This window comes from Planktothrix sp. FACHB-1365, from assembly GCF_014697575.1.
GTDB lineage: Bacteria > Cyanobacteriota > Cyanobacteriia > Cyanobacteriales > Microcoleaceae > Planktothrix.
The window spans coordinates 135,056-152,251 of record NZ_JACJSC010000003.1; the positions used below are offsets into that span (position 1 = coordinate 135,056).

The following is a 17,196-nucleotide window of genomic DNA, read 5'->3' on the forward strand; positions in this document are numbered from 1 at the left end:
TGCGTGCGCTTTGCTTACGCACCCTACGGATAAAATCAGACTTTTAGATGTTTGTCAAGTTGTCTTTACTAAAAGTTGAAAAGTTGAGAGATTAGTGTTAAGTTCTTTGTAATATCCAAAAATTAGCGAACTTTCAACACCTGAACGAAATCACCCGCTTTAACTTCAGATTGACCAATGGGTAAAACCGCTAACCCTGTTGTTTGTGCCAAATTAATTAAATTACCTGAAATCTGACTTCCCGGTGCTAATTGAAATTCATATTCTCCCTTGACTAATTGTAATTGACCCCATAAATAAATTTCTCGTTTCCCTCCTCCTTTTAACTCTTGAAGCGATCGCGCTTTCACAAATTCAGGTTGCCAAAATTGCGGTAATAAGCCCGATTTTTTCTTAATGACAGGTTGCACAAATCGCCAAAAAGTAACTAACGCTGAAACTGGATTTCCGGGTAAACCAAAATATAAACAATGGGGAAAACTCGCAACGGTTAACGGTTTTCCGGGTTTAATTGCTACGGCTTGGATATGAATAGTTCCGCCTAATTCGGTTAAAATTTCCTCAACATAATCATAATCTCCAACCGAAACGCCCCCCGTTGATAGGACAATATCGGCTTTTTCTAGGGCGTGAGCGATCGCATTTTTTAACACCTCTCGTTGATCAGGAATAATGCCAAAAGAAATCGGTTCAGCCCCTAAATTTGCTACCACCGTTGCTAAAGCATACTGATTAGAATCTACTAACTGTCCCCGCTTCAACGGTTCATCTGGAGTCACTAATTCATCTCCTGTTGATAATAACGCCACCCGTAACCTTCTATAAACAGGAATATGAGTACATTGAGCCGCTGCTAATACTGCAATTTCTGGTGCTTCTAAGGGAATTCCAGGTATTAACAAAGGTTCCCCAGCTTTATAATATGATCCTTGATAGCGGATAAAGGCATGGGGTTCTGGAGTCGATAAAATTTTAACTCGATTTCCTAGCCGTTCTGTCTCTTCTTGAATTACAATTGTATCCGCACCTTTAGGTAAACAAGCTCCTGTAAAAATTCGCGCCGCTTGTCCGGTTTGGATGGTACATTGGGGAGCATATCCGGCTGGAATTTCTTCAATAATTTCTAATTCTTGAGGATGGTCTATCGAAGCATTCACCACATCTTCATATCGGACTGCATACCCATCCATTGCCGAATTATCCCAATGGGGAAAATCTAATTGACTGACTAAAGGTTGAGCTAAAACTCGTCCAGAGGCAGTTAATAAACCGACAACTTCTTGATCAGATTCACCATCGAGAGGTTGTGCTAAATTTAATAGAATTGATTCAGCTTGGTCTACAGGTAACATTCTGTTTTCTCCCAATGATTAAGGCAATATTTTAAAGGATTTTATTGCTATAACTCTGAATATTATCCCATTCTAAGAGAATTTACGCCCAGGAAGAGGAGAAAGGGCGCGAGGAGATGGATTATCTTCAACCGTCAACAGCCAGTAGGAACGGGCGATGGCGTGTCTCTACACCGTCAATTGTCAACAGTAAACCCCCTCTGCTTCCCATTTTCCGTGACACAGATCACAAAAATATACGAAATTGATCATCGTTCTTGCCCGTTAAATATCACTGAAATTAATTACAATATCGATCATAATTAGACCAATCTCAGGTGAACAGCGAATACATAAAGCCAACTTCTGAGTTTTACAATAAAAATTTATAAACTCCCTCGCTTTAATGTAACTCCTATGAAACCAAACCGTAGCAAAAGTATCATTCCTGATCCGCAAGATTGGATTACAGAGCATTATGTGTTGGCAAGTTTTGCCCATACGTTGAGCACGCTTAAGCATCTTTTAGGGGATGAAGAGACTCAAGCCGATCCTGAAATTTCCTATACTCATGAAGGAGAATTAGTGATTGGCACTGAAACGATCAATCTTTTAAAAGAAAGTTATGGAGATGATCATTGGCGTTATCTCGAAACTTATCTTTCAGCCTGTAAATTTTAAATCAACCCAGATTCAGAATTGAATTTCCAGGGAAAAACACTGCCACAGAAACCTGAAAAAACCTGGCAATTTCTTCTATTTGTCGCTTCATAATATCTCGTTGTCCATTTAAAGCATCCGATACAATTCATTCTGTTTTAACAATAAAAACCCATCCCCTCATCCCTAATCCCCTTGTCCCCTTGTCCCCTAATCCCGTTCAGACATTTGGGAATTTGTCAAGCTTTCTTAAAGAAACGTTGCAAACTTGTTGAAGTTGTGTTAACTTTTATGTAGTTGACTCAAGCAAACAGGAGAGTTATTGATTATGGAAAGCAAAGACACCAAGTTTGGGTTTACAAACTTCGCAGAAACTTGGAATGGCCGTTTAGCCATGTTAGGGTTCGCCATTGGTTTAGCAACGGAATTAATGACAGGCCAAGGAATTCTATCTCAACTCGGCTTAATGTAATTCTTCTAATTGTTTCGACAATACTCAAAGGGTCTGGGAGTGAATCTCAGAATCCTTGAGTTAAAAACCCTCTAAAAAGCAAGAATCCCTCAAATGTGTAGTGTTTGGGGGATTTTTGTTATTGACAATAGATTAATAGTTTACAGACGGAATTAAAATTAACCCAAGTTAATTTCTTCCGGCATATAAAATTTGTACAAGCGCCATAACCCCAGTACAATTAGTAGCTGAATGCCCCAATGTGCAAAGGCAAAACCCCAAATTAAACAGACAAGCCCACTAACTCCCGCTAACACAAAAGGGATATCGTTAGAGGTTTGTGTATAGACCCAGATGGAAGCTAAAGCAAAGGTCAGAAGCATAAGATAGACTGAGGGCATGGTCTTCACCTCCTAGGTGAGTTGCATATAGTCTCCTGTTAGAAGTACCAGGTGGACTACACTATTAAAGATAAAAGTAAAACATGAAGATCTTGTGAAGGAAATTCAAACAGTGATAGAATTTTGTATTTTGTTACAAAAGTTAATAGTTTACCGAAAAAATTAGCTAAAAAAACCTTTAATTCAGAGTCCATCCTAAAATTTTAGCCACCTGTTCTGCCAAAGCCAAAGGTTCAAAAGGTTTCGTAATTAAACCACTGACTCCTAATTCCTTGAAGTTGCGTTGGTCAGCAGATTGAACTTTAGCGGTCAGTAAAATCACAGGAATTCCTTGAGTTACGGGGTTAGCTTGTAACTGCTGAAACGTTGCTAACCCGTCTAATTCGGGCATCATCACATCCAAAAGAATGGCATCGGGTTGATGGGTTTGAGCTTGTTGAATGCCTTCACGTCCTGAATTTGCTAAAAGAACCACCCAACCTCCCAGCATTTCTAAACTCAGTTGGGCAATTTCTCGAATATCATCTTCATCGTCAATCAGTAAAATATGTTTTGGGGTCATGGGATAAATCGTGGAAAGAGCAAAAGTTAATATTCACTTAATTTTAACGGGTCAGGCATGAGGGTCTTCTCCTTCCCCCAAAACGGGTAAACGCACAAAAAATGTACTTCCTTTACCCAAGGTACTCTCAGCCCAAATATGCCCCCCATGTTGCTGCACAATCGTACGACAAATGGCAAGTCCTAGTCCAGTTCCTCCCTTTTGGCGCGAGTCGGACGCATCTACCTGTTGAAAACGACCGAAAATCGTTTCCAGTTTATCGGCTGGAATTCCCCGCCCTTGGTCTTGAACAGCAATTAAAACTTCCTGAGAAGAACGGGAGAGGGTTGAGTGGTTTAGGGTGGCATTAAACCAAACATAACTATCAACATTAGAAAATCGAATGGCATTACTTAATAAATTGGTTAAGATTTGAATAATCCGATCTGGTGCAGCCCATAAACGCACTCCTAGGGGTTGGACTAATACATTTACCCCTGCTTTTTCCGCCATTCCCATCATTTCATTTGTCGCTTGCAGCATTAAATCTGCTAAATTACAGACTTTTTTATCGAGGGTAATTTGTCCGGCTTGCATCCGTTCTAAATCGAGAATATCATTAATTAAACGAACTAAGCGGGTTGTATTCGTAACGGCAATATCAAACATTCGTTTCGCGCGTTCCGGTTGGCTATCTAATAATCCACTGGCTAATAATCCTAAAGCACCATGAATTGAGGTTAAAGGAGTACGGAGTTCATGACTGACAACGGAGATAAATTCATCTTTCATTTTCTCCATCGCTTGCCGTTCTGTAATATCTTTAAAGGTTACCACAGCCCCAATAATTTCTCCTTGATTTTTAATGGGAGTGCTAACATATTCAACAGGAAAAGAGGTTCCATCCTGACACCAAAAAACTTCATTGGTGATATGACGAACTCGACCATCTTGTAAGGTAGAAAAAATTTTAGAACTCGGTTCTGCGGGAGGGGTCTGAGAGGATTTTCCTTGGGTGATTTTTTGCCAATCAGTCATTAACAGTTCTCTCACCGTATATCCCGTCATTCTTGCCGCTGCTGGATTTACAAAGGTAATTTTACCTTCTCGATTTAACCCACAAATTCCTTCTCCGGCTGAATCTAAAATTAATTCATTTTGATGACGCAGTTGTTCTAAGGTTTTTTCAATCCTTTTCTGATAACTAATATCACGGGAAATCGTAGAAATTCCCATAATATTTCCTTGATCATCTTTAATCGGAGAAATCGTTAAAGAAACATCAATATGCTGTCTATCTTTGCGAATATGAACCGTTTCATAATGATCAATACTGCCTCCCGATTGAATACTCGCTAGAATTTGAGGGACTTCATTAGACCGTTCAGGTAAAGTTAATAAACCCAATGAATGACCTTTCACTTCGGCTTCAGAATATCCATAAATTTGTTCAGCCCCTTGATTCCAACTAATAATTTTTCCTTCTATTGTTTTGCCAATAATAGCATCTTCTGAGGATTCTACAATGGCTGCTAACCGTTTATAAGTAATTTCCGTTTGTTTCTGTTCCGTGATATTTCGTCCTAAAATTACTAATCCCTTTCGCTCTCCATTGGGATTAAATAAAGGAATTTTAATCACATCAAAAATTTTCCAGGTTCCATCGGGTTGTGGAATGATTTCTTCCTGTTGAGAAAGCTGTTTTTTGTTCCAAGCTTCTTCATCGGATTCTTGACAGGCTATTAAGGCATCTCGATAAAGGCTTGTTCCTTGCACCTGTTCAACTAATTCCGCCAATTGTATATCGGATTTTCCGTGATAATCTAAGGCATTAAGTTGAAACACATCTAACATGGCTTTATTCGCTTCTAACCAACACCCTGAACCATCTTTAAAACAGACTAAATCTGGCATGGCATTAATTAACGTTTTCAAGCGTTCTGAGCTTTCTCGCAAGGCTTCTTCAACTCGTTGACGCTCTTGAATTTCTTCAATTAATCGTTGATTAACGGCTTGCAAGGAAGCAATAAATTGAGTTTCGGTTTGAGAATTGTTATTAATCATTTTGATAAATATTATAATGGTTTTGTAAAATTTAATAACTGAATAATGATTCAGAAAATGCTGATTTAATGAGCTAGAAACAATTAAAATTTTGTGGAGGCTTCTCGTAAGCTTTGAGTTCGCCTTAGTCGGTTTAAAATTCGATTGACTAGAATAGAGGCTTCGGTGGTTTTGGTTAAATAATCATCAGCACCGACCATAAACACTTGATGTTTAATTTCTCCATTAGTATGGGCTGTGAGAAAAATTACGGGTAAACTTTTCCAACGCGGATCAGCACGAACAACCTGACAAAGTTCAATTCCATCTAAATAAGGCATTTCAATATCTAATATTAATAAATCGGGGATAGTAGCTTCCAGAATTTCCCAAAAATGTCGCGGATCTTCAACGGTAACGGTTTGAATTCCCCAGGGTTCAAGGAGGAGTTGAAAAGTCTCTAAAATCTGGGAATCATCATCAACAATTAGAACTTTAGCATTTAAGGTACAGCTTTGACGAAGAACATCCATTATCACTTTAATGATTTGTTCTGAAGTTACAGGTTTTTGTAAAAAGGCTTTTCCTCCAGATTGAGCGACTTTAACCCGTTGACTAAAATTCTTTTGTTCTGTTAAAACAATTACGGGAATAGAGGGGGTTTCTTGGGTGAGTTGGGTGAGTAACTCATAGGAATAATAAAAATCAAAATCTAAAAACACGATGGGGGGATATTGTTTTTCCTGAGATGAGGTTTTGAGGGTGGTAATTAAGGATTGATCTGTGAGAATTTGGGTTTCAATTCCTAAATGAAAACTAGCCGTTTGTATAGAATGAATTAAGGATTGATCTTGACTTAAAATCCACACTTGATGGCTGGATTTTAGCGGGGAAGGTTGAGGTATTGCTGGGGTTGGAGGTGGAGAATGGGGAGCATTATTTTCAACTTCCTGTCGCAGTTTAAAAACTAATTGCCTAAAATGGAGGATTTGTTCAGAACTCAAGGTTTTATATTGACATAACTGTTCAATTTCCCTGGCTAAAACCGAACCTCGTCCTAAACCAAAGGTTCCTAAAGATCCGGCTAGTTTATGAGCTTCTTGTTGGGCTTGTTGTTGCAGATTAGGATCGGTTTTTTCTTGTTGGGCTGCGAGAGAAAATTGTTCTAATATGGTAATGCGATCGCAAATTTTACCTCGATACCGTTCCCAAATTTGAACAAGGGCTTGATTAAATTTAGGTTGATTTTGAGCTTGTTTTGTACTATTTTTTTTCGGTTCGGGTTGCGGAGGAGACTCTTGTTTGAGACGATATCCTAAACCATAAACCGTTTCAATTAAATTTCCGGGTGCGCCTGCACTTTTTAATTTATTTCTTAATCCTTTAATATGCGCCCGAACTGTATTTTCGGTGGGCGTTTCTTCTAAATCCCAAAGTTTTTCTATAATAATATTTAAACTAAAAACCCGTTGATGATGTTTTAAAAATAGCTCTAATAATCCATATTCTTTGGGGGTTAAATTTAAGGGATTATCTTGATAGGTTACTTCACAGGTATTCACGTTGAGACGAAGTTTTTCCCATTGTAAAATAGCGGTGGGGGTTTGTTGTCTTCGGCGTAATATGGCTCGAATTCTAGCGGATAATTCTTGAATATCAAAGGGTTTAACGACATAATCATCCGCCCCAGCATCAAAGCCTTTAACTTTATCTTCTCGATGGTGATAAGCCGTTAACAGCAGGATGGGAGTGGTAATATTTTGCGATCGCAATTTTTGACACAAACTAATCCCATCTAACTGAGGTAATCCCACATCTAAAATCATTAAATCATAACTTAATTTTTGGGCTTGTTCCCAACCTGAAATTCCATCCATGACCACATCCACAGTGTAAGATTGGTGAACTAACGCCTCCACCAAAGTCTCAGCTAGATTAGGATCATCTTCTACTAATAAAACACGCATGGAAAGGGCATAGGCTAGGGGATAAGAAGCAGAAAATCTAGGATTCTATAAAGTTAAAGTTCGTTCAAAGTTCAGAATGGTTAACTCTGAAACTTTGAACATGAAGTTAGGGATGTAACTCTTAAGGAACGGCTACAACTTCAGCAATTTCAGGAATTTTTTCGCGTAAACGTCGTTCAATTCCCATTTTCAAGGTCATAGTCGAACTTGGACAAGACCCACAGGCGCCTTGTAGTCGAAGTTGAACAATGGGGCCATCGATGTCAACGATTTCCACATTTCCCCCATCCGCCATCAGATAAGGGCGTAATTCGTCTAAAACCGTCTCTACGTTATCTTCAGTGAGTGCTAATGTTGTCATGGTTTACCTTTAGTTAATCGTGCAGAAATAGCGGTTGGATAATATCATCCTAGCGTTCTTTGTAGGGAATCGAAACGATAAATTCATCACCGAGGATCGATCACTTCCGGGTCTTAAACTCCAACGGGTTCCAGTAGTTTCACCTGGGAATAGTTAAACTCCGTTGTGAGTGGCTGACCTGCTTCTTGGGAATGAACGACTTGGCGAGTCATAATGTAATAGTTACCCAATTTCTCAAAGCTATCTTCAAACTCCAGTTCTCGAATAATTTCTTGAGTTTGGGGGTTACGGAATATGGCACTATAACGACGGGCAATGTAACCTTCTGGGGTGTTTAAACTTTCATGGGTATTAATCACAAATGCCATCCGACCCATTACACGGCTAACCCTGGAAATTTCCTGACCGCGAACGGAATAGTTTGAGCCCATTGCATCACCTTCAACGAGAATTTCCACCGCCCCCGTTTCGTCGGTTTTCCCTAAACTAAATTTATTCTTTCCATGAGCTTGTTCAAAGGAAGTTCGCTTGCGATGGGTAATGATATCTCGCAGTTGGGTATAGACACTTTGCTTGACATCTTCGTCTTCAATTCCAGTGACTTCTACACTTAAGTCGGGGTGAATCTGAATCTGACCCGTGTAGACTTCATTTCCCTGTTTAAGTTCAATATCAGCACGATAACCGGGGAAGTTAGCATCCCAAGTATAACGATGTTCGTAGGCAGTCCGAAACAGATCTAATGCGTTTTGGGGTTCCGTCATAGAATTGTTAGCGAGGAATAGCACTTTATACTCTATTATAGAATATTAAGCGGTTTATGGGTTTAGCAAAAACGAAAATCGGTTAAAAGTTTATGTTAAACTGAATAAAAAAAATAAAGAATTAAAACCTTTCCCTTATTCTTGAAAACTGCTATGTCTCAACGTCCAATTTATCTGGATTGTAACGCTACAACTCCGATTGATCCTCAAGTTTTAGATACAATGCTTCCCTATTTTACTGAATACTTTGGCAACGCTGCCAGTATTAATCATATTTACGGTTGGGAAGCCGAAGCCGCCATTAAAAAAGCCAGAGAAATAATTGCCCAAGCTATTCATGCAACTCCTGAAGAAATTGTTTTTACCAGTGGCGCAACAGAATCGAATAATTTAGCTTTAAAAGGGGTGGCTGAAGCTTATTTTAATCAAGGCAGACATATTATTACTACCGTCACTGAACATAACGCAATTCTTGATCCTTGCCATTATTTAGAAACTTTAGGATTTGAAATTACTTATCTTCCTGTAAAACCTGATGGTATCGTGGATATAGCCGAACTCAAAACCGCTATTCGTCCCGATACAATATTAGTTTCAATCATGGCAGCTAATAACGAAATTGGGGTACTGCAACCCTTAGCAGAAATCGGAGAAATTTGCCATACTCAGGGAATTTTATTTCATACCGATGGAGCTCAAGCTATTGGTAAAATTCCCCTGGATGTTCAACAGATGAATCTGGATTTAATGTCTTTAACCGCCCATAAAATTTATGGGCCAAAAGGCATCGGAGTGTTGTATGTTCGTCGGCGTAATCCTAGGGTTAAATTAGCGGCTCAACTTCATGGGGGAGGACATGAACGAGGAATGCGATCAGGAACCTTATCTACCCCGCAAATTGTCGGTTTTGCTAAAGCCATTGAACTCGCTTTATCCCAAATCAGATCAGAAAATCAACGGTTAATTCTATTGCGAGAAATCCTCTGGAAAAAATTATCAACCCTAGACGGAATTTATTTAAACGGTCATCCCACCCAACGGTTAGCCGGAAATTTAAACATTAGTGTTGAGGGAGTTGATGGTCAAGCTTTACTATTAGGATTACAATCAATTATGGCAGTGTCTTCTGGTTCCGCTTGTACCTCCACAAAAATTGAACCGTCTCACGTTTTAAAAGCATTAGGTCATTCTGATCAGTTAGCCTATGCTTCAATTCGTTTTGGTTTAGGTCGGTTCACAACAGAATCAGAAATCCATCAAGTTGCAGATTATACTGTTAATACTATTCAATCTTTAAGAAGAATTAAATCCCGTTAGAGATTAGCTGTTAACTGTTAAGTGTCAACAATCAAAATCTCCTCTTCTGCTAATTAGACTCCCGTTGTTCTAACCAACCTAAAACTTCTTCCTCCGAGTTTAAATCATAGGTTTGTCCACTTTGGGGATCATAAATATGCCATTGAATGTCACCCAAAGGATTAGAACTTGTCCAAACATACGGTTCTGATGAGGGATGGAAAAGCTCAGAAAGGTTAATCGGTTGATTTAAAAATTGCCAAATCGTTTGGAACAAATTAAATTTTTCTGTTAAATCAGGGTCAGAATAATCAAGGTGAAAACAGGTGTTGAGATGGGAAAGTTTTTGTGTTTCGGATAAATTTTTACTCCAGGAATTAACCAATCCTCGCCATAATTTACCTTGATAGAACACTGATGTTCCTTTATCGGGTGAAGGTAATGAAACCGTATCCGGGATAAGTTCTAATTGCCGATAAATTTGCCATTGAGTTTTCATACAAGACACTCCACCTTAAGAGGGTTCAGACACCACGCACAGTCCCGATCCCTCTGGAAGTGAGTATCAAGTCTGTTTCCCTCGTACTGATACTAAACAAAAAGGTATTGATTCCCTGATCTTCCCCTCCTCTTCTGATTAGAGTTGATGAGCAGGGAATACCCAATAAATACTTTTCTTCTGTATTTATTGTTACAGAAATTTTTAAACTCCTCAAGTACCTGTTAAAGTTTCTTGATAAAATCCTTAACTCCCCTCATCTCCCCATGTCCCCTCGTCCCCATGTCCCCTCGTCCCCTCGTCCCCATGTCCCCTCGTCCCCATGTCCCTCCTCACTCCCCCATCGGTTCTGCATTCAAAAATTCCCAGATATATTGATTAACTAATTCAGGACATTCTTGTTGTACCCAATGGCTACAATTAGGAATATAACGAATTTGAAAATCTCGGACATATTCTTCTGTTCCATAGGTTAATTCTTGACCCAATGCCAGATCATTTTCCCCCCAAATCATTAAAGTGGGGACATTGAGTAAACCTTGGGTTTGTTGAGTAGCAAACAAACTGGGAAAAAGATTCCGATAATAATTCACCATTGCCGTTAAAGCTCCCCGTTTAGCAGCCGCATCTTTATAAGCATTTAAGTCAGCTTCACTAAAAGTATTTTTATTAATTGCCATCTTGGTAAAAGCTTCACCCACAGTGCGATAATCATCCGCTTGTAAGTATAATTCCGGTAGAAATGGCAGTTGAAAGAAAAAGATATACCAACTTTTTAATAATTGTTGAATCGTTCCTAAACCTTGCTTAAACTTTGTGGGATGAGGAAGATTCAAGACAATTAATTTACTTAACATTTGAGGATAACGATAGGCAAAATTCCAGGCAATAAACCCGCCCCAATCATGTCCTACTAATACACATTCGTCGTATCCTAATCCTTCAATTAATCCCTTTACATCTAAAATTAATTCTTTGATAGAATAAGCCGATAATTCTTTAGGTTTATCACTCTCGTTATACCCTCTTAAATCCACAGCAACCACTTTATAAACTTGAGCAAATTCGGGAATTTGATGACGCCAAGAGTACCAAAATTCAGGAAATCCATGTAACATCAGCATCAACGGCCCTTCCCCTTGGGTGACATAATGGAGTTTCACCTGATTTGTGGTGATAAAGTCGCTCGTCCAATTTTCTGCTAAAATTGACATAAATTTCTCCGAGGGTGAATATATAATGATGATAACCTTAGATTTTAAAAAGCTCTATTCTGAGGAAAATTTGCAACCATTCATTCCTGTAGAAATAGGCAATTGTACAGATAATCAAATATTGCATAGGGTTAAATAAAATCATTCATGCTATTAGAAATTAAACCCGTAACAAATTCTGATTTATTAATCTTAAATCAGTTATATACAGAAATTGATGGGGAATCTCCTCTGTCTCTATCGCACGTTGAGCAAATCTTTGAGCAAATTCAACAAATTCCCAACTACAATATTTATATTGCATGGCTCAACGGTGAACCTGTGGGTACATTTAGCTTATTATGGATTCCTATGATTTTACATGATAGCAAATCAGCTTTAATTGATGCTGTTGTTGTCACATCTGCCTATCGAAATCAAGGAATTGGGAAAGCGATGATGCAGGAAGCCCTCAAACTCAGCCGCTCGGCGGGATGCTATAAAGCCATGCTTTCCTCCAATATTAAACGCACAGCAGCCCATCAATTCTATGAATCTTTAGGCTTTAAACAACAAGGTTGGAGTTTTAGCTTGGAACTGTAACCCAAAAGTTGATATTTTAGGGTAACTTATAAACAGGTCTTTTATCCGAACACACTCAATCCTGAACAAGATGAATATTCTGGCTGATTTTCTCTCTAAACCTGCTCAACCCAACCCCCCTCAAGTTAAAAAAAGTCGTCGAGGAATTTATATTAAATCCCCTCAAGAAATTGAAATCATGCGACAAGCTGCAAAAATTGTAGCTACGGTTTTAAAAGAAATTTCAGAGCAGGTAAAACCGGGAATGACAACGGCTGATTTAGATATTTACGCAGAAAAACGGATTCGAGAAATGGGCGCAAAACCCAGTTTTAAAGGTTATCATGGCTTTCCGGGTTCGATTTGTGCTTCAATTAATCATGAAGTGGTTCATGGCATTCCTAACCGTCGTAAAGTCATTCGCGCTGGGGACGTTTTAAAAGTAGATACTGGGGCTTATTATGAAGGATTTCATGGAGATTCTTGTATTACAATTGCGGTCGGTGAAGTGTCCCCAGACGCCGCCAACTTAATTCGAGTTGCGGAAGAAACGTTATATAAAGGAATAGAAAAAGTTAAAGCGGGAGCTTATTTACTCGATCTGGCTGAGGCGATGCAAGATTATGCAGAAGCCAATGGTTATAAAATTGTAGAAGAATTTACAGGTCATGGAGTCGGACAAAATTTACACGAAGAACCCTCGGTTTTTAATGCTCGTACCTATTCTTTACCCAATGTTAAATTGAAAGCTGGGATGACTTTAGCCATTGAACCCATTCTAAATGCGGGATCTCGATTTACCCGAACTTTATCCGATAAATGGACAGCCGTAACCGTTGATAATTCCTTATCTGCTCAGTTTGAACATACGGTTTTAGTGACCGAAACCGGTTATGAAATTTTAACAGATCGTTCTACAATTTAGCCAGACTAGAATTCAGGAGACAGGAGATCAGATGCTTAACAATTCAGGATAAAAGCAATTATTCATGTCCTATTCTGGCTGTTCCCTGTTCTCTGTTCCCTACTATCAAAAATGATTAGAATAAAAACGGTTAACTATTCTGACTCTTTTACAGAAATTAGATCAATTCGATATCAAGTCTTTGAACTTGAGCAAGGAGTTGATCCTAAATTAGAATTTGATGGACAGGATGAATTCGCCCAACATTTATTAGCTTATTTAGATGATCAACCCATCGGAACTTTGCGGATTCGCTATTTAGATGAAAACAATGCTAAAATTGAACGGTTAGCGGTTTTAGCTTCAGCCAGAGGAATGGGAATTGCTCAACAATTAATGGAATGTGCGTTAGAAGCGATCGCTCAAACTTCAATTAAAACCATCATTGTTAATGCTCAAATTTATATTCAAAATCTCTATTTAAAATTAGGGTTTGAACCCATCGGAGAACCCTTTGAAGAAGCCGGAATTCTCCATATTAAAATGATCAAAACCCTTAATTCTTATATTCCATCCTGAAATCGGTACTATGAGATAATCCCCTAAACGCCACACAGAGACGCGCCATGGCACGTCTCTACACCAGCCATTTTAATATTGTTAAATCTATAATTCTTCTACTTTCCCGGCTCTAACAATTCTATAACTCGATTCAGTTGTACCGAATGAGATGCTTTAAATAAAATGCGATCGCCTGGTTGGATAAACTCTTTTAACCGTTGTGCCATTTGTGGGTGAGCATCCGACGCCTGCAAATCCACAATTTCCACCAATGGTAAACCTCCGGCTCCGGTTGCTAAAGCATTGGCTTCTTCAAATTCGGCTAAAATAAATAATCCATCTAAATTGAGTTCCCGTACCTTGCGCCCCACCTGTTCATGGAATTCTAGCGATCGCTCTCCTAACTCTTTCATTGTTCCCAATACCGCAATCTGACGTTTTCCCGGTGTTTGGGCTAATAACTGCAATGCTGCTAACATCGATTCCAAGCCAGCATTATAGGTTTCATCTAAAATTACAATATCCTCAGCCCACTCATAGCGTTTTGCCCGTCCATCGGGTAACTGAACCGCGATCCCTTGCAGAAACGGTGCATACAAGGTTTCTGGGGACATATCCCAACCATAAATTCCCCTCAATACGGCTAATGCTGCTAAAAAATTAGAAGCGTTATGAATACCCGGTAAAGGTAAAGGCAAATTCACCCCCTCAACTCGTAGGGTTTGGGAGTCGATTAATTCGCCTCGCAGATCTCCCCCTTCCAACCCATAGGTGATTGTGGTTCCAGACCAAACCGTTGCTGCGGTATTCATTAAACGCGGTTGATCCTGATTTAAAATCGCCACACTGGTTTTAGGCATTTCTGCTAATAGTTCACATTTCGCCTCAGCAATGGCTTGTTCTGACCCTAACAGTCCAATATGAGCAGTTCCTACATTGGTAATCAATCCAATGGTCGGTTGTGCAATCTGGGTTAATTCAGCAATTTGTCCTTTTCCTCTCATGGCCATTTCAATCACCGCAAACTCATGATCAGCCGTGAGTTGTAATAAGGTTTTAGGAACACCAATTTCATTATTGTAGTTGGCTTGAGTTTTTAAGACTTTGCCTTGAGTTCCTAATACCGATGCAATTAACTCTTTGGTTGTGGTTTTTCCCACCGAACCTGTCACCCCGATTATCGGAATTTGGAATTGATCCCGCCACCATCGGCCAATCTCTTGATACGCTTTTAAGGAATTGGTAACAGCTAAAAGCGGTAAATTTGGGTGAGTTTCGGCAAAATCCGGTGTGACAATTGCAGCGATCGCACCTTGGTTAAGGGCCTGTTCTACAAAATGATGGCCATTAAATTGTTCCCCTTGTAATGCTAAAAATACTTCTCCGGGTTGAAGACGGCGGGTATCAGTTGTGATCCCAATCACGGGGGTGGAATCAGGGAAATCACAGTTCAAGGGTGCATTAATCGCTACAATTTTAGCAAGCTGGCCGATAGTGATGAGATTAGACATTCTCTGACTCTATAAATAAAATTGATCATTATTGATTACCCAAAAAAAGAGTTTAAAGCCCCGTCCTGACTTGAGCAGGCTCCGGTTAGGGCTTACCCTGGCTAATCTCTCCCATGAGGTGTACAGGCAGCGATGAAACCCTCTCTCGCCTGAACGGCAAACCCATCATCTGAAGTGGACTCTTAGAATCCACTATCTCCGTACTAATTGTGCAGAGAGTGTCAGCCTGTTATGGTATTATAAAACATCACTGATTTTATAGCCATTTTCACCGAAATGGATTATGATTTCAGCCTTAAATTGGACAGAATACCGGACTAATACAAAAGTCTATTTTTAATCGAAACAACTCCATGCAGTGGTTTCTTTTCTAAGAGACTTTTCAACAAAATGTTAATATTAGTTTTGAATGGGCTATCAGGATTGCCTGTTATCGAAGCCAGATTTTTCCAGGGTGCATAATCTTCAAGTCCTTCTAAAACTGAAAGCCCTGAAAAACTGAATCAGTTTGATTTTAAAATCAACTTGCTTCTGTTTCGTGAGCAGGATTGAAGGCGAAAAAGTGGCAAAGTCGAATCTTATTAATGAAGTCACATCGTTTCTGTAGGCTTTTCAGTGGAATTACGGGTTGCAAAGGTTACCTCGGTGAATTTTATAAGAATAGGATGGGAGGAGTGAAAACGAGCGTGTCTATGCCTTACGGCAGGCTACGCCAACAGACAACAGATGAAAAACGACTCAGGGGAATTTATTCCCCGCGAATATTTTCCTGATTTATGTTAACATAAAAGAAGGTCGAAACAAGGAGAATTCCATGATAGTTTTAGAATACAAAGTTAAAGGCAAGCTTGAGCAATTCAAAGCGATTGATCAAGCCATTCGTACAACTCAATTCATTCGCAATAAAGCGATTAGATACTGGATGGATAATTCCAGAGAATTGAAAATCGACAAGTTTGCCTTAAACAAATATTCAACGGCTCTCAGAAAAGAATTCTCTTTTGTTAACGATCTAAATTCAATGGCAGTTCAATCCGCAGCAGAGCGGGGATGGATTGCCATTAGTCGTTTTTACGACAATTGTAAGAAAAAGATTTCGGGCAAAAAAGGATATCCCAAATTTCAAAAAGACTGTCGTTCTGTTGAATATAAAACAACAGGATGGAAGTTACATCCAACTAAAAGACAAGTTACCTTTACCGACAAAAACGGGATTGGCAATCTTAAATTACTGGGGAAATGGGATCTCCATACCTACAATCTTAAAGACATCAAACGGGTGCGATTAATTCGTCGTGCCGATGGCTATTACTGCCAGTTTTGTCTGGGTATTACCGTTACCGATGTTCAACCGAAAACGGGAAATGAAATTGGACTTGATGTTGGAATTGAGTCATTTTACACAGACTCTAACGGACACCAAGAACCCAATCCCCAGTTTTTGAGAAAGGCGGAAACGTCTATTAAAAAATCTCAGAGACAAATCTATAAAAAGGTTAAGAGTTCATCAGGTAGACGCAAGGCTAGAAAAGTTTACAGCAAAAAACACTTAAAAGTAAGCAGGCAACGGAATGAACACGCTAAAAGACTAGCGAGTAACGTATGCAAGTCTAACGACTTAGTGGCCTATGAAGATTTAAGTGTTAGAAATTTGGTTAAAAACCACTGTTTAGCTAAATCAATTAGCGATGCCAGTTGGTATTTGTTCCGGCAATGGATAGAATATTTTGCAGCTAAGTTTGATAAATTAGCAATTCCAGTTGCACCTCATTACACTTCGCAAAAATGCTCTAATTGTGGGGTAATCGTTAAAAAATCTCTATCAACCCGCACCCATATTTGTAATTGTGGATGTGAGTTGCATAGAGACACAAATGCTGCAATTAATATTCTCAATCTGGCAAAACAAGCTAGGGATGGGCAATCCCGAAGTAACGCTACAGGAGTTGGAGTCTCTACTCTGGTTGGTAAAAGCCTGCTAGAGCAAATTCTGACGTAGAATGTAGAATCCCCGTCTCTTCAGAGCGGGGAGTGTCAATATACTCAATACTAGAACTTTCTCTCGTTCCTGTGCCACAATTCTATTGTGTGTTTTTAACGTTAAAGTTTAGCGAATAAGCCACTGAAGAAT

Annotated in this window: 17 protein-coding genes; 7 read left to right on the forward strand and 10 right to left on the reverse strand. The window is 39.2% G+C overall.

Going from position 1 to position 17,196, the window contains the following annotated elements; genetic code table 11:
- Positions 1-122: 122 nt before the first annotated feature.
- Complete coding sequence (glp, locus tag H6G57_RS06500) at positions 123-1,352, reverse strand: gephyrin-like molybdotransferase Glp (protein ID WP_190517012.1); 1,230 nt, start codon at positions 1,350-1,352, stop codon at positions 123-125.
- A 396-nt stretch (positions 1,353-1,748) separates the two neighbouring features.
- Between glp and H6G57_RS06505 the strand changes: the two genes are divergently transcribed.
- Complete coding sequence (locus tag H6G57_RS06505; RefSeq protein WP_190517014.1) at positions 1,749-2,012, forward strand: hypothetical protein; 264 nt, start codon at positions 1,749-1,751, stop codon at positions 2,010-2,012.
- A gap of 307 nt (positions 2,013-2,319) precedes the next feature.
- The gene (locus tag H6G57_RS06510) at positions 2,320-2,463 is read left to right on the forward strand and encodes a chlorophyll a/b-binding protein (RefSeq protein WP_072720197.1); all 144 of its coding nucleotides are present in this window, start codon (positions 2,320-2,322) and stop codon (positions 2,461-2,463) included.
- 158 nt (positions 2,464-2,621) lie between these two features.
- Here the strand turns inward: H6G57_RS06510 and H6G57_RS06515 are convergent, their stop codons facing one another.
- From H6G57_RS06515 to H6G57_RS06540, 6 genes are all read right to left on the reverse strand, one after another.
- Positions 2,622-2,843, reverse strand: a complete 222-nt coding sequence (locus H6G57_RS06515; RefSeq protein ID WP_190517015.1) for a hypothetical protein — start codon at positions 2,841-2,843, stop codon at positions 2,622-2,624.
- A 178-nt stretch (positions 2,844-3,021) separates the two neighbouring features.
- A complete protein-coding gene (locus H6G57_RS06520; protein WP_190517017.1) occupies positions 3,022-3,405 on the reverse strand; it encodes a response regulator in 384 nt (127 codons plus the stop codon).
- 51 nt (positions 3,406-3,456) lie between these two features.
- Positions 3,457-5,448 carry a PAS domain S-box protein gene (locus tag H6G57_RS06525; RefSeq protein WP_190517019.1) on the reverse strand — a complete coding sequence of 664 codons (1,992 nt, stop codon included), beginning with the start codon at positions 5,446-5,448 and terminating at the stop codon, positions 3,457-3,459.
- 83 nt (positions 5,449-5,531) lie between these two features.
- On the reverse strand, positions 5,532-7,394 hold the full coding sequence (locus tag H6G57_RS06530; RefSeq protein WP_190517021.1) for a response regulator: 1,863 nt from the start codon (positions 7,392-7,394) through the stop codon (positions 5,532-5,534).
- 121 nt (positions 7,395-7,515) lie between these two features.
- Positions 7,516-7,755 (reverse strand): NifU family protein, encoded by a 240-nt coding sequence (locus H6G57_RS06535; RefSeq protein ID WP_190517022.1) that lies wholly within the window; start codon positions 7,753-7,755, stop codon positions 7,516-7,518.
- Between the two features lie 113 nt (positions 7,756-7,868).
- Entirely contained in the window at positions 7,869-8,519 is a 651-nt protein-coding gene (locus tag H6G57_RS06540; protein WP_190517027.1) for a DUF3386 domain-containing protein, read from the reverse strand.
- 153 nt (positions 8,520-8,672) lie between these two features.
- Here H6G57_RS06540 and H6G57_RS06545 point away from each other — a divergent pair, with 153 nt between their 5' ends.
- The gene (locus tag H6G57_RS06545) at positions 8,673-9,836 is read left to right on the forward strand and encodes an IscS subfamily cysteine desulfurase (protein WP_190517028.1); all 1,164 of its coding nucleotides are present in this window, start codon (positions 8,673-8,675) and stop codon (positions 9,834-9,836) included.
- 49 nt (positions 9,837-9,885) lie between these two features.
- Here the strand turns inward: H6G57_RS06545 and H6G57_RS06550 are convergent, their stop codons facing one another.
- Positions 9,886-10,314: a hypothetical protein gene (locus H6G57_RS06550; RefSeq protein WP_190517030.1), complete on the reverse strand. Its 429-nt coding sequence runs from the start codon at positions 10,312-10,314 to the stop codon at positions 9,886-9,888.
- Between the two features lie 332 nt (positions 10,315-10,646).
- Complete coding sequence (locus tag H6G57_RS06555) at positions 10,647-11,528, reverse strand: alpha/beta fold hydrolase (RefSeq protein WP_190517032.1); 882 nt, start codon at positions 11,526-11,528, stop codon at positions 10,647-10,649.
- A 147-nt stretch (positions 11,529-11,675) separates the two neighbouring features.
- Between H6G57_RS06555 and H6G57_RS06560 the strand changes: the two genes are divergently transcribed.
- The 3 genes from H6G57_RS06560 to H6G57_RS06570 all read left to right on the forward strand — a co-directional run bounded on the left by H6G57_RS06560 (position 11,676) and on the right by H6G57_RS06570 (position 13,572).
- Positions 11,676-12,110: a GNAT family N-acetyltransferase gene (locus H6G57_RS06560; protein WP_190517034.1), complete on the forward strand. Its 435-nt coding sequence runs from the start codon at positions 11,676-11,678 to the stop codon at positions 12,108-12,110.
- 70 nt (positions 12,111-12,180) lie between these two features.
- Positions 12,181-13,014 carry a type I methionyl aminopeptidase gene (gene map / locus H6G57_RS06565; protein WP_190517035.1) on the forward strand — a complete coding sequence of 278 codons (834 nt, stop codon included), beginning with the start codon at positions 12,181-12,183 and terminating at the stop codon, positions 13,012-13,014.
- Positions 13,015-13,125: 111 nt separating this feature from the next.
- Positions 13,126-13,572: a GNAT family N-acetyltransferase gene (locus H6G57_RS06570; protein ID WP_190517037.1), complete on the forward strand. Its 447-nt coding sequence runs from the start codon at positions 13,126-13,128 to the stop codon at positions 13,570-13,572.
- Positions 13,573-13,670: 98 nt separating this feature from the next.
- Here H6G57_RS06570 and murF read toward each other — a convergent pair whose 3' ends face one another.
- Entirely contained in the window at positions 13,671-15,065 is a 1,395-nt protein-coding gene (gene murF / locus H6G57_RS06575) for a UDP-N-acetylmuramoyl-tripeptide--D-alanyl-D-alanine ligase (protein WP_190517039.1), read from the reverse strand.
- An 814-nt stretch (positions 15,066-15,879) separates the two neighbouring features.
- Between murF and H6G57_RS06580 the strand changes: the two genes are divergently transcribed.
- Positions 15,880-17,064 carry an RNA-guided endonuclease TnpB family protein gene (locus H6G57_RS06580; RefSeq protein WP_190517041.1) on the forward strand — a complete coding sequence of 395 codons (1,185 nt, stop codon included), beginning with the start codon at positions 15,880-15,882 and terminating at the stop codon, positions 17,062-17,064.
- Positions 17,065-17,196: the final 132 nt, after the last annotated feature.

Coding starts and splice junctions, on each gene's coding strand:
- glp (WP_190517012.1), bottom strand. CDS start 1,352: ATGTTACCTGTAGACCAAGCTGAATCAATTCTATTAAATTTAGCACAA.
- H6G57_RS06520 (WP_190517017.1), bottom strand. CDS start 3,405: ATGACCCCAAAACATATTTTACTGATTGACGATGAAGATGATATTCGA.
- H6G57_RS06555 (WP_190517032.1), bottom strand. CDS start 11,528: ATGTCAATTTTAGCAGAAAATTGGACGAGCGACTTTATCACCACAAAT.
- H6G57_RS06525 (WP_190517019.1), bottom strand. CDS start 5,448: ATGATTAATAACAATTCTCAAACCGAAACTCAATTTATTGCTTCCTTG.
- H6G57_RS06515 (WP_190517015.1), bottom strand. CDS start 2,843: ATGCCCTCAGTCTATCTTATGCTTCTGACCTTTGCTTTAGCTTCCATC.
- H6G57_RS06550 (WP_190517030.1), bottom strand. CDS start 10,314: ATGAAAACTCAATGGCAAATTTATCGGCAATTAGAACTTATCCCGGAT.
- H6G57_RS06540 (WP_190517027.1), bottom strand. CDS start 8,519: ATGACGGAACCCCAAAACGCATTAGATCTGTTTCGGACTGCCTACGAA.
- H6G57_RS06545 (WP_190517028.1), top strand. CDS start 8,673: ATGTCTCAACGTCCAATTTATCTGGATTGTAACGCTACAACTCCGATT.
- H6G57_RS06535 (WP_190517022.1), bottom strand. CDS start 7,755: ATGACAACATTAGCACTCACTGAAGATAACGTAGAGACGGTTTTAGAC.
- map (WP_190517035.1), top strand. CDS start 12,181: ATGAATATTCTGGCTGATTTTCTCTCTAAACCTGCTCAACCCAACCCC.
- murF (WP_190517039.1), bottom strand. CDS start 15,065: ATGTCTAATCTCATCACTATCGGCCAGCTTGCTAAAATTGTAGCGATT.
- H6G57_RS06505 (WP_190517014.1), top strand. CDS start 1,749: ATGAAACCAAACCGTAGCAAAAGTATCATTCCTGATCCGCAAGATTGG.
- H6G57_RS06560 (WP_190517034.1), top strand. CDS start 11,676: ATGCTATTAGAAATTAAACCCGTAACAAATTCTGATTTATTAATCTTA.
- H6G57_RS06580 (WP_190517041.1), top strand. CDS start 15,880: ATGATAGTTTTAGAATACAAAGTTAAAGGCAAGCTTGAGCAATTCAAA.
- H6G57_RS06510 (WP_072720197.1), top strand. CDS start 2,320: ATGGAAAGCAAAGACACCAAGTTTGGGTTTACAAACTTCGCAGAAACT.
- H6G57_RS06570 (WP_190517037.1), top strand. CDS start 13,126: ATGATTAGAATAAAAACGGTTAACTATTCTGACTCTTTTACAGAAATT.
- H6G57_RS06530 (WP_190517021.1), bottom strand. CDS start 7,394: ATGCGTGTTTTATTAGTAGAAGATGATCCTAATCTAGCTGAGACTTTG.